Source organism: Streptomonospora salina, assembly GCF_014204715.1.
GTDB lineage: Bacteria > Actinomycetota > Actinomycetes > Streptosporangiales > Streptosporangiaceae > Streptomonospora > Streptomonospora salina.
In genome coordinates this window covers 14203-29432 of sequence record NZ_JACHLY010000002.1, presented here as the reverse complement: position 1 = coordinate 29432, position 15230 = coordinate 14203, and the positions used below count along the sequence as shown (strand labels likewise).

Here is a 15230-nt window from a genome sequence, read left to right as displayed (position 1 = left end):
GATCAGGTCCTGCGGCGAGCGGGCCAGCCGGTCCAGGGCGGGGACTACGGGTGTCGTCGGGACGCAGGCAGGCCAGGCAGGCCTTGAGGTCGGGGCGGCTGGAGGCGCCGCGCTGTGTAGGCCGGCCCCGCCAGACCCGACGGCGGTTCAGATCAGGGGGCGGCGTCGGTGTCATCTGGATAGGTGTACCGGAGGCGCTCGTCGGCGACCGAGTCGGCAGCGTAGACGTAGACGAACTCGAGGTCGCCTTCTCCGGTGTTGTGGAGGCCGTGCACGCAATGCGAGGGGATGAAGACGACGCTGCCCGAGGCGACGGGTTCTTCGCGGCCGTCCACGTGCACCACGCCCTGCCCGGCGAGGACGTGATACATCTCGGTCGCTGCGTGGCTGTGCCGACCGAGCCATCCTCCGGGCGGCATGCGCGCAAACCCCGCGGTCAGGGAATCCGAGGGCGTACTGTCGCCGACCGCCGAGGTGAACGACACCCGGCCGTTCCGCTCGTCGTCCCAGACGCTCCATGACCCGTCAGTGATGCGGCGCACGAACGGCTCCACGTCCACGTAGATTCCTCCTTCTACTGCGAAATCCGTCCCATGCCGAAGCGCAACGCCTCGCGGGTCCTGGCTGTCCAGGCCGCACCGCGGAGGAGTCGCGCTCCGTTGAGACACACTACAGACCCCTGACTCTGCAGGGCTCATAGCGATGGGGGCTCCCTGTCGTCAGGGCTACTCGCGGGTTAGTCGGCACCTGGTGACACGCTCCTTACCAGCACCCCGTGGAGCAGCGGGCGTAGCCGATCAGGGTGGCGAACATGATGGGCAGTGCAACGTTCGGCCACCCCTCAGTGCGATTTTCACCGTACTGGGTATCTGAGACGGTCCTGGTCACCGGTGCGGCTGCTCACGGATGTGGTGCGCGTTAGCGATAGCCAGCCGGCGGGTGTCTCAATGGGGGCCCTGTGGACATGCTGACCTGGACTGCGAGAGTGCTGATACCACTCGATACGTTGGCGGGATGACAGATCAATCCGCGCACTACCGCGACCTCCTGGCTCACCACTACAGCTGGATGCTCGGTGGCGACGTCGAGCAGGTCGCGACCCAGGACCGCTTGGCTCTGGAAGGACTGAGCATCGCTGCGCCCGGATCCTCACGAAACTCGGTCGCCGTGGACCTGGGATGCGGGCCCGGGCCTCAGACGCTGGCCTTGGCGGACATGGGCTTCGCGACCGTCGTAGGAGTCGACACGAGCCAAGAGCTTCTCGCCGAGCTCGCCCAACACGCATCCTCACGCCCCGCCGTGCAGACGCTGCAGGCGGACCTCGTCGACGCCCTTCCCGAGGTAGCTGGGCAGCGGTCGATCGACGCCATCGTGTGCATGCGGGACACCCTCCTTCATCTGCCCGACCACAACGCGGTGGACGTCCTGCTCGCCCGCGCTGCGGCGTCTCTGGCTGCGGAAGGCACGCTCGTGCTGACCTATCGCGACTTGACCCAGCCCCTGGAGGGAGTCGATCGGTTCCTGCCAGTTCGCAGCGACTCCGATCGGATCATGCTGTGCGCGTTGGACTACGACAGTCCAGACAGGGTGACCGTCAACGACCTCGTCTACACCCGAACCCCCACAGGGTGGCAACTCCACAAGAGCAGCTACCCCAAGCTGCGGATCGCGCCCGACGATCTCGTCAAACGGCTTGAGTCAGCCGGCTTCTCGGTCACCCACCACGCCCAGCAGCCCGGCGGCATGTGGACGACCGCCGCGCGTTCCAGCCGCTGACCCGACCAACACGCCTGCCGACCACCAGGAGTTGCACGACAGCATCGAGATCCCCAGATTCGTTGGCGGCCGGACGTGGAACAGACGCCATAGCGCTCCGATGCCCGGCTCTCCCCGACGACGAGACCGGTGATAACGACACCCATCGGCCGTTTTCAGCCTCCTGGGAACCACATCAGGGCGCGGAACCGGGGACTGCCCCGGTCCGCCCCTTCCACGAGTTCGTGCACCCTGCGGTCGTGCGGATCGTGCCCGAGCGCCAGACGCAGGTTGGCCACGCACGCCCGCGCGGTGCGCTGCCAGTCGACGAAGAAGACCTCTCCCGACGGGTCCAGAAAGATCATCCGCACCAGGTTGTCGGCCTCGGCGAAGTCGGCGTACAGCGCGTCCGCCAGGGCGTCGGTGGCCAGGAGGTCCAGGCGCCGGTCGATGATCATCGCCGGGGTGTCCGGCCAAGAGTCGAGCAGCATGCGCAGGCGAACGTCGACGCGCGGCCGGGCGGAGGCGGTCGACACGTCCGGGCGCGTCGCCCCCCCCGATACACGCCCCACGACATGTACGCGGGCACCCGGCTCGCGGCGCTCGCCGCGCTGGACGCCGGGATCACCACGATGCCGGACTTCTCGCACAACTCGCGCACGTCCGCCCACTCCGACGCGGCGATCCGCGCACTCGCCGACCCCGGTATCCGGGGGTGCACGCCTCCATGGGCCCGCACTTCGGCGCCTGGGACCACCAGTGGCCCGTTGACTTGGAACGCCTGTGCGACACCCACCGCGAAAGCGGCCACGGTCCAGGTCGCGGTGATCGACATCTGGCTGCGCGGCCTCGCGACGACACCTTCTTAGACAGAGCCTAGACCGAAAGGACGACCTTGCCCCGAACGTGCCCGGTCTCAACGGCGCGGTGCGCGGAAGCAGCCTCACCCAGTGGGAACGTGCGTACGGGCAAGGTCAGGCGATCGGCGGCGGCCAGATCGGCGACCTCGTGCAGGGCAGCGTAGGATCGGCCGCCCATCCGCTGCACGCCGTACTCCTCGACCGCGTGCTGGTCGACGGTGGTACCGATGCGGCGCCGTTCCCCGACGAGGGCGAGGCTGGTGGTGACGGCTTCGCCGCCGACCAGGTCCAGGGCCGCGTCGACGCCTCCCGGTGCCACGGTGCGCACGCGTTCGGTCAGTCCTGGCCCGTAGCTGACCGGAGTCGCTCCGAGACCGCGCAGATAGGCGTGGTTGGCTTCGCCGGCGGTCCCGATCACCCGTGCCCCCAGTTCGCCCGCGAGTTGCACGGCCATGGTGCCGACGCCGCCCGCGGCGGCGTGCACGAGGACGACGTCGCCGGCGCCCACGTTCAGTCGGGACAGGGCGGTGCGGGCGGTCTGTCCGGCGGCCGGCAGTCCGGCAGCCATCTCCCAGGGCAGCGATGGCGGTTTGACGGCCAGTCCGGCGATGTCGACGGCGAGGCTTTCGGTGTAGGCCTGCGCTGAGGCCGAACCCAGCACGTCGGTACCGACGGCGACGGTGCTCTCGGCGGGATTGTCGGGGCCCAGTGCGACTACGGTCCCGGCGAACTCGTTTCCGAGGCGGTGCGGGAAGTGCCGGGGTCCGGTGTCGGCGAAGTCGCCGCGTCGGATCTTGCAGTCGACCGGGTTCACTCCGGCGGCACGGACGCGCACAAGCGCCTGGCCGGGACCGGGGCGCGGTGTCTCGATCCGGACGGGGTGGAGGACTTCCGGGGCTCCGAAGCGGGAGAACCCGATGGCGGTCGGCATGGGACGTCGCTCCTGATGAGGTCTCGTGGTCATCGGCGATTACGTGACTGGGGCGTAGGGGAGGGCGCTGCGGGCGTCGCGGAGCGCTGTCCCCCACCAGGCCAGTCGGTCGAACAGGGTTCGTGCGGCGGTTTCGGCGCTCTCGGCGATGGCCGGGTCGTCGACGCGTCCATCGGGTGCGATGCGCGTGTGGGGAAAGTGGAAGCTGACGGTGTCGCGCATGGTGACGGCGTGCAGCTCGGCGAATATCTGGCGCAGCTGCTCGACTGCGCGCAGACCGCCGGCGACTCCGCCGTAGCAGACGAAGCCCACGGGCTTGGCCGCCCACTCCTCGCGGACGCTGTCGACGGCGAGTTTCAGGGATGCCGGATAGCCGTGGTTGTACTCGCAGGTGACGATGAGGAAGGCGTCGGCGGCGCCGATGCGTTCGGCGAAGTCCCGGACGTCGGCCGAGCCGCTGAGATCGGCGGGCAGGGCGAGGTCGGCCAGGTCGATGACGTCGATCGCGTACTCGGGCCGGTCGCGCGCGAGGCAGGCGGCCCACCGGCCGACGGCCTCGCCGAAGCGGCCTTGGCGCGTGCTGGCGACGATGAGCGCCAGGCGGAGCGGGCGGGTAGTCACGAGGGGGCCCCTTTCTCTGCGGCGTGGGTTCGTGCGGCGTCGCGGACGGCCCCGAGAGCCGAGGTGAGCTCGGCGCGTTGCCGCGGGGCCACGTACTCGAAGGCGAGCCTTTCCAGTTCGGCCCATGCGGCGCGGATTCGGGGGCACAGCGCGCGCCCCGCCTCGGTGAGGTCGACGTCCATGGCACGCCGGTCGGTCTGCGACGGTGTCCGCTCGACCAGAGCGGCGCGCTCCAGGGTCTGCAGGGTGGCGGTCACGGTGGAGCGGTCCCGCCCCAGGAATCGGACGAGTTCGGACTGCGGGACGCCGCCGTGGTCCTGGAGATAGAGCAGGACCACCTCCTGCGGCGCGGCCAGCCCGAGCTCGGCCAGGAGGGAGGTGGCCAGCGCGGCGTGGGCCCGCACCGCTTGGAGCAGCAGGGAACCCAGGGGGGCCTCGTCAACCTCGATTCCCGGGTGCGGCTCCTGATGTCGCCCTGCACTCTTGTTTGTTGGCATACCAACAGAGTAGCGCGCATACTGATGGCATGCCAACGAAAAACTCCGACCGACTGGACCCGAGCCTGCTCCGCCTGGCCGCGATCCTCATGGTCGGCGGCCTGGCGTCCCTGCTCAACACCACCATCGTGGGAGTCGCCCCTGGACGACGCCCGAGCCGCACTGGGGGCCGACACCGCACAGATCCAGTGGGTGGCAACCGCCTACCTCCTCACCCTGGCCGTCGTCGTCCCGACCATGCCGTGGGCGCTCGGCCGCCTCGGCGCCGGTCCGCTGTGGAGACTCAGCCTGCTGGTGTTCACGCTCGCCTCATTGCTGTGCGGCGCAGCGTGGTCGGCCACGAGCCTCGTCAACAGTTCGTGTCCTCCAAGGAGTGGGCGGCGGTCTGATCCTGCCCTTACTGCAGACGATCCTCGCGACAGCCGCGGGGCCCCGCCGCCTGGGCCGGGTGATGGCGCTGGTAGCCGTTCCGGGCCAGCTCGCACCGCTGGCCGGTCCGCTGCTGGGCGGGCTCCTCGTGGACGGCCCCGGATGGCGATGGGTGTTCTGGATCAGCATCCCGTTCAGCGTCGCCGCCCTCGCCCTGTCCGGGCGGGGAATCCCGGAACGAGTGTCCGCCGAACGGCGTCCGCTCGACGTGCGCGGACTTCTCCTCCTCTGCCCGGGACTGGCGATGCTGCTGTATGGCTGCACCCGGATCACCGTGTCGGCCGGGACGCCGTCAGCATGGGTTCCGATTGCCGTCGGCGCTGCGCTACTCGGGTCCTATGTCATGTACACGCGCAGGAGCAGCCGTGCCCCGGTGGAGCTCCGACTGTTCGCCAACTCCTCGTTCGCCCTGGCCGCAGGGCTGATGGCGGTAGCCGGCGCCTCGATCTTCGGGCCGATGGTGCTGCTGCCGCTGTTCTACCAGCAGGTACGCGGGGCCACCGGCGTGGAGACCGGCCTGTTGCTGGCGCCTTTGGCTCTTGCCACCATGGCCGCATTGCCGCTGGCCGGCCGGCTCACGGACCGGATCGGACCGCGCCCGGTGCTTCTCACCGGCACAGCCGTCGCCGCGCTCGCCACCCTGCCCTATGTCATCGCCCCGGAGGCGGATGACCTCGCGTTGGGCGCGGCCCTGTTCGTGCGCGGCGCGGGCCTCGCCTTCGCCACCGTCCCGATCACCGCCGCCGCCTACGGCCGACTGGCCGCAGAAGACATCCCCGCGGCGACCACGCTGCTGAGCGTCATCCAGCGTGTCGGCGGCTCTTTCGGCACGGCCTTCCTCCTCGCCGTGGTGGGCCGCCAACTGGCCACCGGCGACTCGTCCCTTCAGGCGTACGGGTTCGCTTTCGGGTGCACTCTCGCCCTGTCCCTCGTCGCCCTCGTCCCAGCGTCCCTGCTGCCAAGTCGCGCCGGCCGATGAACGACCGGTGGGCAACCGGCTCACCGCTGGGCGGGTCAGCGGTCGCCGTCCCCCGTCAGCATGCTCGTGGGGTACCGGGCGAGCGGCGCGGCATCCACCCCGACTCGGGAAGCGGCGCAGTCCACCGCCGGAGCGGGGACGTCTGCGGCGTAGGTGGGGATGCGGCCCTCGGCCTGGAAGAACGTCAGCAGCAGCGCGAATCCGAGCCGGCGCGCCGGCCTGGTCGCCGATCAGTTCGCCCGCGCACTCTGCCCATGTCCAAGCGTCGGCGAGCTCTCCAGGGGCGCGTCCTCGGAAGCTGCTCGCCGGTTGCTTGGCCCCTCGCCGGAGCGTCGGGAGAACCGCGTCCGCCCCGTTCCCCGCGGCGGTCGCCGCGGGGAACGGGGCGTCATCGTGTCCGGCCGAGGCGGCCGCGCGCCTCAACTGCAGTTGGTGGCGTACCTGACGGCCTGATCGCCGTCGATGACACCGCCCCAGTCCATGCAGGTGTCGTTCCCGTACACATACACCGGACCGGAGTAGGTGGTGTAGGAGCCCGGGTCGTACTTGGCCGAACTCTCGTCTCCGGCCCTGCGCAACGCGACGTTCATGGGAAGTGCGGTGCCCGGGTCGTTTCGTACGGTGACCGCGCAGTTGTAGTCGTTGGAGTAGTTGTAGGTGAGGAAGACCGTGCCCTTGTTGTTGGGCACGTGTGCGGAGTTGACGACGCCGTAGCCCGAGCCGCATGCGCCGTTGTAGGCGGCGGCGGAAGCGGGGGACGCGGTGATCGCGCCGCCGGCCAGGACTGCCAGGGTCGCGGTGGCGGTGACGAGGCTCTTCCTGAACAGTCGCACGGAAGGATCCGTTCATCCGGGGGTGATGATGCTCTAAAGCGTAGGCGACCGCCCACTCTCCGCAACAGTTCGTGTCCGATTGCGGCCATGGCATGACTGATCGTGATCACGGGCCTCGGGCTTCCGCTCTGGCAACGGGCTCTGCGGACGCTCCGCTCAGTCGGCGCTGAACGCCTTCTCGACGGTCAGCGTGTCCTCGTACAGGCGATCCGGCCGTCCTCGACCACCAGATGCATGGCCGCCGGTGTGGTGAACTCCTTCCCCGTGGCCACGACGGTGTGCGTGAAGACCGCCAGCAGCATCACGTCACCGCCGTCGACGATGACGCGCTCCAGCACGACCTCGCTCCTGCCGTGCGCGAAGTGCGGCCACATCGTGGTGAAGTACGGAGCGACCTCCTCCCGGCGGGTGCGGCGCCCGGTCCAGGCCAGCGCGTCACTTCCGGGGACGTGCCAGTCGATCTCCTCGGCGAACGGTTCCTGGATGCCGCCGGGGTCCTGCCTGCCGAGGCGCTCCAGGAACTCCCCGGCCACGGTCCGCGAGGTCTGCGTGTCTGTTGCCATCGTCCTTGTCCTTGTCTTGTCGTTCGCATGAGGTGTACCGGTCGGGCTTCAGCCCTGGAACAGGAAGTGCTTGCCGCTCAGCGGCCCGCCGCGATGCATGAGCGCCCGCATGTCGAAGCCGTTGCCCTGGCGGCGGTCGCACGTGCGCGGCTGCGGCGCTGCCGCGGACCCGCTCGACGGCGGTGGCCTGGAAGGTGTCGATGCGGCGGCGCAGCCGTGCGGGCATGACCTGGCGCAGGGTGTTCAGCGCGCGTTCGGCCCCGTCCTCGATGCCGGCACCGGTGGTGGCGGCGATGCGCAGCGCGACGACGAGCGCGACGGCCTGTTCGTCGTCGAACAGCAGCGGAGGCAGCTGCGCGCCGGAGTCGAGACGGTATCCGCCGTCGGGGCCCTTGTCGGCGGCGATGGGATAGCCCAGCTCGCGCAGGCGGTCGACGTCGCGGCGCACGGTAACCTGGGTGCGCTTCGCCTCGAAGGGCCCGCGGCGATGAGCTTCGCCCTTCCCGACGGCGTCACCTGGGACGACCTCATGTCCGGTACTGCGCGGGAAATGCCGCAGTGGGCGATCGACCGCCAAACCGACTTCTCGGTGCAGCCCGGAGAGACGCTGGCGGGAATCCTGGAACGCTAGGAGCGCGTCGCCGCCCGTACCGAGGAGGTCGTCGCCTCCGTCGAGGACCTGTCGGCGACACACCCGCTTCCGAAGGCGCCCTGGAACGAGCCGGGAGCGGCGCACAGCGTGCGGCGGGTCCTGATCCACATCATCGCCGAGACCACCCAGAACGCCGGGCACGCCGACATCCTGCGCGAGGCGATCGACGGCCGGACGTCGACCTGACCGGGCACGTCCACGACCGCATGTCCTTTATCACAGGGGCTGTCCACCGGCGCCGCCGGCAGGGAGCATGGGGCCATGGAAAGCAGAGCGGATACGGCCACGGCCCGTGCGTGGCACGCGCTCGGCGGCGCCGCGGACCTGCCTGCGAGGGTCTCCTACAGCGGCGCGGGCCCGGTGCTTGCGGCCGTGCTGCCGGTGCGTGAACTCGCCCGCGCGACGGTCGGAGTGTGTTCGCTGGCCGCGGCCGAATTGCTCGCCGTGCGCAACGGTGGACCGGTTCCCGAGGTGCGGGTGGACGAGGGCGCCGTGGCGACGGCGTTCCGCAGCGAACGCCACCTGCTGGTGCAGGGCCGCAGCCCGACCGCCTTCGCGCCCCTGTCGGGTTTCTGGCAAGCCGCCGACGGGTGGGTTCGCACCCACGCGAACTACCCGCACCACCGCGCGCGTCTGCTGGCCGCCCTGGGCATCGACACCGGCAGCGGCGCGGACGGCGACGATCCGCCCGAGGCGACCGGGCTGGTCGAGCGGGTCGCCGACGTACTGGCCGGGCGTCGCGCGCATGAGATCCAGGAGGCGGTCTATGCGGCCGGCGGCCTGGCCGTGGCCGTGGCACCCGCGACGGCGCCCAGCGGGGGGTCCCTCACCCGCGGCGTGCCGGTGGCCGAGGTCGAGGAGTCCGGTGCCCCCGGGAGCCGCCGGCTGCCGCAGGCGCCGCTTCCCGCCGCGGGCCTGCGGGTGCTGGACCTCACCCGGGTCATCGCCGGTCCGGTCGCCACCCGGACCCTCGCCCTGCTGGGCGCCGACGTGCTGCGCGTGGACCCCCCGGGCCTGCCCGAGGATCCCGACACCCACATCGACACCGGGTGGGGCAAGCGCTCGACCCTGCTGGACCTGGGATCCGCCGGGGGAGCGGCCGCCTTCGAAGAGCTGCTCGACACGGCCGACGTGGTGGTGACGAGCTACCGGCCCGGTTCCCTCGACGGGCACGGGGCGGCGGCCCGGGCGATGATCGCCCGCCGCCCCGGCCTGGTCGTCGCCCAGCTGTGCGCCTGGGGCTGGTCGCCCGGCCGCTGGGCCGGGCGCCGGGGGTTCGACAGCCTGGTACAGGCGGCCAGCGGTATCGCGGCGATCGAGGCGGCCCCTGCAGGGCGCCCGGGCGCCCTGCCCGCCCAGGCCCTGGACCACGGCACCGGCTACCTGACGGCCGGGGGAGTGCTGCGGGCCCTGGTCCGACGACAGGCCGACAGCCGGGGCCGCATTCTGCGGTTCTCGTTGGCGGGCACCGCAGACTGGCTGTTGCGCGGAATCGCCCCCGCCCCTGCCGCGGAAGGCACCTACGACGCCGCCGACTGGCTGCGGGAGACGCCGTCGTCCTACGGCCTGCTGCGCCATGCGCTCCCGCCGGTCCACTACGAGGGGGCGCCCCGAAACTGGGCCGCACCCCCGACCCGATGGGGCGGCGACCCCGCCGCCTGGACGTAGCGGCCGAACGCGCCCGGCGCGTCGGGAAGGACCGGCACGAGCTGCGAGAAGCCCTTCGCGCGCAAGCACCGGTGCTCAGGCGTCGAAGCGGCGGCGGGAGGCCTCGATGTGGCCCAGATGGTGGCGGGTCCAGCGGCACAGCCCGTCGATCGTCGCGCGAAGGGCCTGGCCCGGCTCGGTGAGGGTGTATTCGACCCGCGGCGGCACGGTCGGATGCACGGTGCGCTCGACCAGGCCGTTGCGCTCCAGCATGCGCAGGTTCTGGGTGAGCATCTTGTGGCTGATGCCCTCGACCTCGTTGCGCACCTCGCTGAAGCGCAGGGTGCGGTCACCGAGGAGCTCGATGATCAGCAGCGCCCACTTGTTGGCGACGTCGGAGAAGATCTCGCGCGCCAGGGAATCGGCCCGCGTCAGGTCCGCTTCCTCGGGCGGGCCGCTGAACTGCTCGGTCACCATCGGGTTCCCCCGTCACGAAAAAGTGCGTCCTTCCATGTCAGCGACCACTCTCCTACGGTTCTCGAGTAACCACAAGAGAGCGGAACGCGCTCGTACGGAAAGAAGGCGCTCACCATGGCCGTCACTCTGCTCAACCCCGGCGGGCTGCCCGCACCCCAGGCCTACCGGCAGGTGTCGGTGGCCTCCGGTTCGACTCTGGTCTCCGTCGCCGGGCAGGTCGCCTTCGACGCCGACGGCGCCACGGTCGCGCCGGGCGACTTCGCCGGCCAGGTCGAGCAGTGCTATCTCAACGTCGGCACCGCCCTGGCTGCAGCCGGCGCGTCCTTCGAGGACGTCGCCAAGCTGACCGTCTACGTCGTCGACTGGACATGATGGCCCCGTTCCTCGACGGCGTCGCGCGGGCGGCCGCGAAATCGGGGACCGCGCCGGTCCCGCCGGCCACCCTGCTGGGCGTGGCGGCTCTGGCCGCACACGACTACATGGTCGAGGTCGAGGCCACCGCCGTGATCGACTGAACGGCGGCCCCGTGCCGCTGCTGCGGCAGAGCCGCGGCTCTGCCGCAGCAGCGGCACGGTCGGGACGGGACCGAAAGCCCCGCTCGGAGTACCGGCCGTGCCTGCCCGAACACCCGCGCAGGCCCCTCGGCGATGGGCCGCTCATCCGGTGCGCCGGTGCCGCGCGGCCGGCATCCGCTTGCGCGGCACCCGGGTGCCGCGCCCCACGCTGGACGACATCTTCCTCTCCCTGACCGGGCGCAGCCTGCGCGAAGACCGCGACTGAAACGCCGTCCCCGCCGTCGAAGGGTCCCGCAGATGAGTCTGCTCACCGGCACCGGCGCGGTCTTCGTCCGCGACACCCGATCCACGCTGCGCACACCCTGGCCCTGCGTCGAGTCCATAGCCGACCGCCTGCTGCTCCTGTCCGGTCCGCTGGTGGCGGCCCTGGGAGGGATTCCCGGCATTCCCGCGGGCTGCAGGCTGCAATGGTTCGTGCCCGGCATGCTCGTGCTCATGGTCTTCACCACCAGCGCGTTCATCGGTGCGGGAATCCAGGAGGAACGCGGCTCGGGAGAGCTGGAGCGGATTCTGATCACCCCCGTCAACCGGTTCGCGCTGCTGGCCGGGCGCGTGGTGGCGGTCGTGGCCCTGGCCACGGTGCCGTTGCAGCGACCGCGCCGTATTGCCGCACCGGCAACGTCGTTTGGCCTGCAGCGGGTACACGGTCAGGATTGCCGGTAGACACATTGCTGCCGCCGAAGCGCGGCAGCCGCACCGCCAGGAGGCGACCGATGAGCGAGGGTACCGACGAAACCACGGGCCGAGAGTACTGGGACGCCCGCTACAGCGAGAGCGAGCGCGTCTGGAGCGGCGATCCCAACGCCGTCCTGGTCGACGAGACCGCAGGGCTCGAACCGGGCACCGCGCTGGATCTGGGCTGCGGCGAGGGCGCCGACGCCGTGTGGCTGGCCCGTCAGGGCTGGCGCGTGGTCGCCGCCGACATCTCCGCGGTGGCTCTGGAACGGGCCCGCCGCCACGCGGCCGAGGCCGGGGTGGGCGACCGCATCGACTTCCAGCGCCACGACCTGGCCACCTCGTTTCCCGAAGGCGGCTTCGACCTGGTCGCGGCGTTCTTCCTGCACTCCTGGAACGACCTGCCGCGCGAAGCGATCCTGCGCACCGCCGCTTCCCGCGTCGCCCCCGGCGGGACACTGCTGATCGTGGGCCACGTGGGCGAGCCCATGTGGGTCGAGGAGATCGGCGCCTACGTGGAGCTTCCCACCTCCGCCCAGGTGCTGGAGTCGCTGGAGCCGGCCGCGCAGGAATGGGAGGTACTGGTCAGCCGGGAGCGTACACGCGCCCACGCCGGCCCCGGCGGCCACACCGCCGACAGCGTCGTCGAGCTGCGCCGCCGCTGAGCCCGGGCCGCCCGGGCCTCGGGCGCCGATCCGGCCGGTGGGGCGGCGGTAGTACCGCCGCACCGTGCCGCGGGTCGATGTGCGCGCGTGCCCTGCGGGCATGGGCCGGGCCGGTCGATACCGGCGCGGCCTTTCTCACCTACGCGGTGTGTGCGATCGCGAGTTCCCGCAGCGCCGCGGCCGCCCGCTCTCCGCTCGGCAGCGCATCGGGGGCGACCAGGGACTGCATCGCAAACCCCACCACCAGCGCGTGGACGACGGCTCCGACCGTGTCGGCGGTGGCCGTGTCGATGCCGTCGGCGTCTCGGCCGAGCAGCAGCGCGGCCAGTTCGGCCCGAGCGAGGCGGGTGGCGTCGCGCAGGGCGTCGCGGATCCCTCCCGCGAATTCGGCTTGGGCGTAGGCCTGCACGCTGGCCAGGATGAGCTCGCGTTGCGGGGGCAGCGAGGCGAAGAGCTCCTCGAGAGCGATCTGCAGGCGCCGGGCCGGATCAGCCGTGGCCGCGGCCCGCACCGACGCGACGATCACGTCGCCCCACTCGCTCTGCGCCTGGAGCGCGGCGCGGTTCATCAACGCGTCTTTGGAGCCGAAGTGATAGCCGATGGAGGCCAGGTGCGACTCCGACGCCGCGGCGATGTCGCGTGCGGTCGTGTGGTGGTAGCCCTTTTCGACCAGGCATGTGCGCGCTCCGGCCAGTAGATCCTCGCGTTGGCTCACGCCGACGACCCTAGCATTTTTACGTACGTACGTATTGTGCGAGGGTTTTGACGTACGTACGATCTAGCCATGGCGGCCGGCCTGCTACCCGCCCCGCACGAACGACCCGTCCCTACACCGTGCTCACCGCCCCGGCCGCGACCTCGGCGAACACCAACCGCATGGACCCCGACACCGGACCCGCCCCCGCGGGGTGCCGACAGCACCGAAGGAGAACCATGGCCGACGACCGGACCACGCTCCGCCGACCCGAGCGGGCCGAGCTGCCGGCAGTGGCTGAGGCCTACACCGCCGCCAACCTGCACGACCCCGTACTGAGCTGGGTGATCGATGACGAAGACGCGCGGCGGCGGATCACCGCGGGCCCCTGGCGGGAAACGATGGTCGCCTACCTCGACAGCGTCCTGCACTCCGGGGAGCTGGTGATCGCCGAGGACGAGTCCGCGGGGGTGGCCGGGGTCGCGCTGTGGGAGTGGACCGATCCCGCCCCAGCGACCGGCACCTCCCCGCTGCAGGATCCGGAGGGCGCCCGCTTCATCGAGCACGCCTACGGCGAGTACGCCGACCGGATGAAACAGCTGATGGAGCTCACCGGGCGGCGGCGCCCGGACGCCTCGGCGTACTGGTACCTGCTCAACATCGTGGTCGCCCCCCGCCTGCGCGGGCAGGGAATCGGCGGCGCGATGCTGCGCACACACCTGCGGCGGCTGGAGGCCGAACACGCGCCGGCCTTCCTGGAGGCCAGCTCGCCGCGAAACCGGCGGCTGTACGAGAGCTTCGGCTTCGCCGACTGCGGCGAACCCGTGGAGCTACCCGACGGGCCGCGGCTGCAACCGATGTGGCGCCCCGCGGCCGCCGATCCGGACCGGTCGCGCTCGAAGGGCTAGCTCCTGGTCACGAAGGTGCCCCTGCGAGACGGGGGCGAGGAGGATTACTACAGGATTTGGCGATAGAGCCGCGACCCGGGCGACGGCGCTCTCCCGGCTGGTGCGCCAGGTGCGCAATGAGGAGAACGTCCGCCTGCACCGGTGCTGCACGAGCGCATCCCGCACCCGGTGCGCACCGAGCTGACTGACCTGCTGCAGGTGCCGGACGGAGCGCGCATCTCCGAGCCGGAGCTGTTGCGCACCGAACCCGGGCGTATCTCTAGCCCCGGCATGGTCCAGGCCCTGGACCGCACCAGCCGCATCGCCGGCATCGGCGCCGGACAGGTCGAGGCGCACGATGTGCCCCAGGCCAAGCTGCAGGGTCTGGCCCGCTACGCGATGCGCACCAAGGCCCCCGCGTTGGCCGAGTTGGCCGCCCCGCGCCAGGGCGCCACGTTGTTGGCCACGGTCCGCCACCTGGAGACGGCCTCGGTTGATGACGCCCTGGACGTGCTGGAGGTGCTGATGGTCTCCAAGCTGCTGAACCGGGCCCACCGCGAGGACAAGTTGCGCACCCTGCCCGATTTCAAAAGCGCGGCGAAGAAGATGGCGGCCGCGGTGGATGTGCTCATCCAGACGCCGCAGGCCACCACCTCCCGGGTGGTCTCGCTGGCGGAGGTGTGGAACGCCATCGAAGAGGTCGTGCCGCGCGCGAAGCTCATGGAGGCGGTCCAGACCGTCTCCGACCAGGTGCTCGACGATGACGACGAGGCCGCCGCGTGGCGGGCCCGCCTGGTCAAGCGCTACCGCACCGTGCAGGGCTTCATCGAACTGCTGGTGGAGGTCATCGACTTCGGCGCCGTCGAAGCCGGACGGCCCGTGCTGGAAGCGCTGGCCACTGCCGCGGCCATGGCCCGCAGCCGCAAGCACTACAAGGCGGCCGGCATCGCCGCTCACGCCGAGCTGACCGGCGGGCTCCTGGAAGCGCCCCATCTACGCCAACCCCGACCTGGAGGCCGGCCGCATCGACAAGGCCGCCTTCCTCATGTGGGTGATCGAGCACCTGCACCGGGCCCTCAAACGGAGGGACGTCTTCGCCCGTAGCGGCGACCGGTGGGGCGACCCCCGCGCCCGCCTGCTGCAGACCCAACCCGAGATCGGCATCACCGCCGCCTGGGGCGGCGGTCTGATCGCCTCGGCCCACGGCATGCGCTTCGTGGTGCCCTCGCAGAACCTGCACACGCGGGCGAACCCCACGTACTTCGGGCTGCGCAAACGCGGCGCCACCTGGCTCAACGTGATCAACGACCAGGTCATGGGCCTGGGCGGTCTGGTGGTGCCCGGCACGATGCGCGATTCGCTCTACATCTTGGACGCCATCCACGCCCGCGACGGCGGACAGCGTCCGGAGACGGAAGGGCTGCGGCCCCTGCGCGAACCCGACCAGAGCGACTGACAGCACGTTTCGCGTGGATCCCTGGGGCCAAAAG

At 71.1% G+C, this 15230-nt stretch carries 21 protein-coding genes and 3 pseudogenes; 13 read left to right on the top strand and 11 right to left on the bottom strand.

Annotation, left to right across the window (positions count from 1 at the left end):
• Positions 1-152: 152 nt before the first annotated feature.
• On the bottom strand, positions 153-560 hold the full coding sequence (locus HNR25_RS26280) for a cupin domain-containing protein (RefSeq protein ID WP_184639817.1): 408 nt from the start codon (positions 558-560) through the stop codon (positions 153-155).
• A gap of 454 nt (positions 561-1014) precedes the next feature.
• Between HNR25_RS26280 and HNR25_RS23080 the strand changes: the two genes are divergently transcribed.
• Positions 1015-1776, top strand: coding sequence for a class I SAM-dependent methyltransferase (locus HNR25_RS23080; RefSeq protein WP_184639815.1), 762 nt, complete (start codon positions 1015-1017; stop codon positions 1774-1776).
• A gap of 155 nt (positions 1777-1931) precedes the next feature.
• Here HNR25_RS23080 and HNR25_RS25510 read toward each other — a convergent pair whose 3' ends face one another.
• Positions 1932-2291, bottom strand: a complete 360-nt coding sequence (locus HNR25_RS25510) for an MmyB family transcriptional regulator (RefSeq protein WP_221459333.1) — start codon at positions 2289-2291, stop codon at positions 1932-1934.
• A 39-nt stretch (positions 2292-2330) separates the two neighbouring features.
• On the opposite strand from HNR25_RS25510, the gene HNR25_RS25505 reads away from it, so the two are divergent.
• Complete coding sequence (locus HNR25_RS25505; RefSeq protein WP_221459330.1) at positions 2331-2624, top strand: hypothetical protein; 294 nt, start codon at positions 2331-2333, stop codon at positions 2622-2624.
• A 7-nt stretch (positions 2625-2631) separates the two neighbouring features.
• On the opposite strand, the gene HNR25_RS23070 is transcribed toward HNR25_RS25505, so the two are convergent.
• Genes HNR25_RS23070 through HNR25_RS26275 form a run of 3 tightly spaced genes read right to left on the bottom strand, consistent with a single transcriptional unit; the run spans position 2632 to position 4664 of the window.
• A complete protein-coding gene (locus tag HNR25_RS23070) occupies positions 2632-3546 on the bottom strand; it encodes an NADP-dependent oxidoreductase (RefSeq protein ID WP_184639813.1) in 915 nt (304 codons plus the stop codon).
• Positions 3547-3585: 39 nt separating this feature from the next.
• Positions 3586-4167, bottom strand: coding sequence for an NADPH-dependent FMN reductase (locus tag HNR25_RS23065; protein ID WP_184640632.1), 582 nt, complete (start codon positions 4165-4167; stop codon positions 3586-3588).
• A complete protein-coding gene (locus tag HNR25_RS26275; RefSeq protein ID WP_184639811.1) occupies positions 4164-4664 on the bottom strand; it encodes a MarR family winged helix-turn-helix transcriptional regulator in 501 nt (166 codons plus the stop codon). Before HNR25_RS26275 ends, HNR25_RS23065 begins: the two co-directional genes overlap by 4 nt.
• Before the next feature lie 367 nt (positions 4665-5031).
• Between HNR25_RS26275 and HNR25_RS23055 the strand changes: the two are divergent.
• A pseudogene (locus HNR25_RS23055) lies at positions 5032-6072 on the top strand (MFS transporter); the annotation flags it as partial.
• A gap of 35 nt (positions 6073-6107) precedes the next feature.
• Here HNR25_RS23055 and HNR25_RS27175 read toward each other — a convergent pair.
• From HNR25_RS27175 to HNR25_RS23035, 4 genes and pseudogenes are all read right to left on the bottom strand, one after another.
• Positions 6108-6281: pseudogene (locus HNR25_RS27175) on the bottom strand (hypothetical protein); the annotation flags it as partial.
• A gap of 210 nt (positions 6282-6491) precedes the next feature.
• Entirely contained in the window at positions 6492-6905 is a 414-nt protein-coding gene (locus HNR25_RS23045; RefSeq protein ID WP_312862751.1) for a spore-associated protein A, read from the bottom strand.
• A 185-nt stretch (positions 6906-7090) separates the two neighbouring features.
• Positions 7091-7468 carry a nuclear transport factor 2 family protein gene (locus tag HNR25_RS23040; protein WP_246464745.1) on the bottom strand — a complete coding sequence of 126 codons (378 nt, stop codon included), beginning with the start codon at positions 7466-7468 and terminating at the stop codon, positions 7091-7093.
• Between the two features lie 175 nt (positions 7469-7643).
• Positions 7644-7928, bottom strand: a pseudogene (locus HNR25_RS23035) (helix-turn-helix transcriptional regulator); the annotation flags it as partial.
• 219 nt (positions 7929-8147) lie between these two features.
• On the opposite strand from HNR25_RS23035, the gene HNR25_RS25500 reads away from it, so the two are divergent.
• Positions 8148-8306: a mycothiol transferase gene (locus HNR25_RS25500; RefSeq protein WP_221459427.1), complete on the top strand. Its 159-nt coding sequence runs from the start codon at positions 8148-8150 to the stop codon at positions 8304-8306.
• A gap of 75 nt (positions 8307-8381) precedes the next feature.
• Positions 8382-9788, top strand: a complete 1407-nt coding sequence (locus HNR25_RS23025; protein ID WP_184639807.1) for a CoA transferase — start codon at positions 8382-8384, stop codon at positions 9786-9788.
• A 75-nt stretch (positions 9789-9863) separates the two neighbouring features.
• Here HNR25_RS23025 and HNR25_RS23020 read toward each other — a convergent pair whose 3' ends face one another.
• Positions 9864-10244 (bottom strand): winged helix-turn-helix transcriptional regulator, encoded by a 381-nt coding sequence (locus HNR25_RS23020; RefSeq protein ID WP_184639805.1) that lies wholly within the window; start codon positions 10242-10244, stop codon positions 9864-9866.
• A 114-nt stretch (positions 10245-10358) separates the two neighbouring features.
• Here HNR25_RS23020 and HNR25_RS26945 point away from each other — a divergent pair, with 114 nt between their 5' ends.
• From HNR25_RS26945 to HNR25_RS23000, 5 genes are all read left to right on the top strand, one after another.
• Positions 10359-10616 carry a RidA family protein gene (locus HNR25_RS26945; RefSeq protein ID WP_312862750.1) on the top strand — a complete coding sequence of 86 codons (258 nt, stop codon included), beginning with the start codon at positions 10359-10361 and terminating at the stop codon, positions 10614-10616.
• On the top strand, positions 10613-10759 hold the full coding sequence (locus tag HNR25_RS26940; protein ID WP_312862749.1) for a hypothetical protein: 147 nt from the start codon (positions 10613-10615) through the stop codon (positions 10757-10759). The genes HNR25_RS26945 and HNR25_RS26940 overlap by 4 nt, the downstream gene beginning before the upstream one ends.
• Before the next feature lie 97 nt (positions 10760-10856).
• Entirely contained in the window at positions 10857-11024 is a 168-nt protein-coding gene (locus HNR25_RS23010; RefSeq protein ID WP_184640630.1) for a hypothetical protein, read from the top strand.
• Positions 11025-11056: 32 nt separating this feature from the next.
• On the top strand, positions 11057-11482 hold the full coding sequence (locus HNR25_RS26270) for an ABC transporter permease (RefSeq protein WP_184639803.1): 426 nt from the start codon (positions 11057-11059) through the stop codon (positions 11480-11482).
• 50 nt (positions 11483-11532) lie between these two features.
• Positions 11533-12159: a class I SAM-dependent methyltransferase gene (locus tag HNR25_RS23000; protein ID WP_184639801.1), complete on the top strand. Its 627-nt coding sequence runs from the start codon at positions 11533-11535 to the stop codon at positions 12157-12159.
• A gap of 139 nt (positions 12160-12298) precedes the next feature.
• Here the strand turns inward: HNR25_RS23000 and HNR25_RS22995 are convergent, their stop codons facing one another.
• Positions 12299-12874 carry a TetR family transcriptional regulator gene (locus tag HNR25_RS22995; RefSeq protein ID WP_184639799.1) on the bottom strand — a complete coding sequence of 192 codons (576 nt, stop codon included), beginning with the start codon at positions 12872-12874 and terminating at the stop codon, positions 12299-12301.
• 218 nt (positions 12875-13092) lie between these two features.
• Between HNR25_RS22995 and HNR25_RS22990 the strand changes: the two genes are divergently transcribed.
• From HNR25_RS22990 to HNR25_RS22980, 3 genes are all read left to right on the top strand, one after another.
• A complete protein-coding gene (locus HNR25_RS22990) occupies positions 13093-13761 on the top strand; it encodes a GNAT family N-acetyltransferase (protein WP_184639797.1) in 669 nt (222 codons plus the stop codon).
• Between the two features lie 198 nt (positions 13762-13959).
• Positions 13960-14844, top strand: a complete 885-nt coding sequence (locus HNR25_RS22985) for a hypothetical protein (protein WP_184639794.1) — start codon at positions 13960-13962, stop codon at positions 14842-14844.
• On the top strand, positions 14792-15196 hold the full coding sequence (locus tag HNR25_RS22980; RefSeq protein WP_184639792.1) for a Tn3 family transposase: 405 nt from the start codon (positions 14792-14794) through the stop codon (positions 15194-15196). Before HNR25_RS22985 ends, HNR25_RS22980 begins: the two co-directional genes overlap by 53 nt.
• Positions 15197-15230 lie beyond the last annotated feature (34 nt).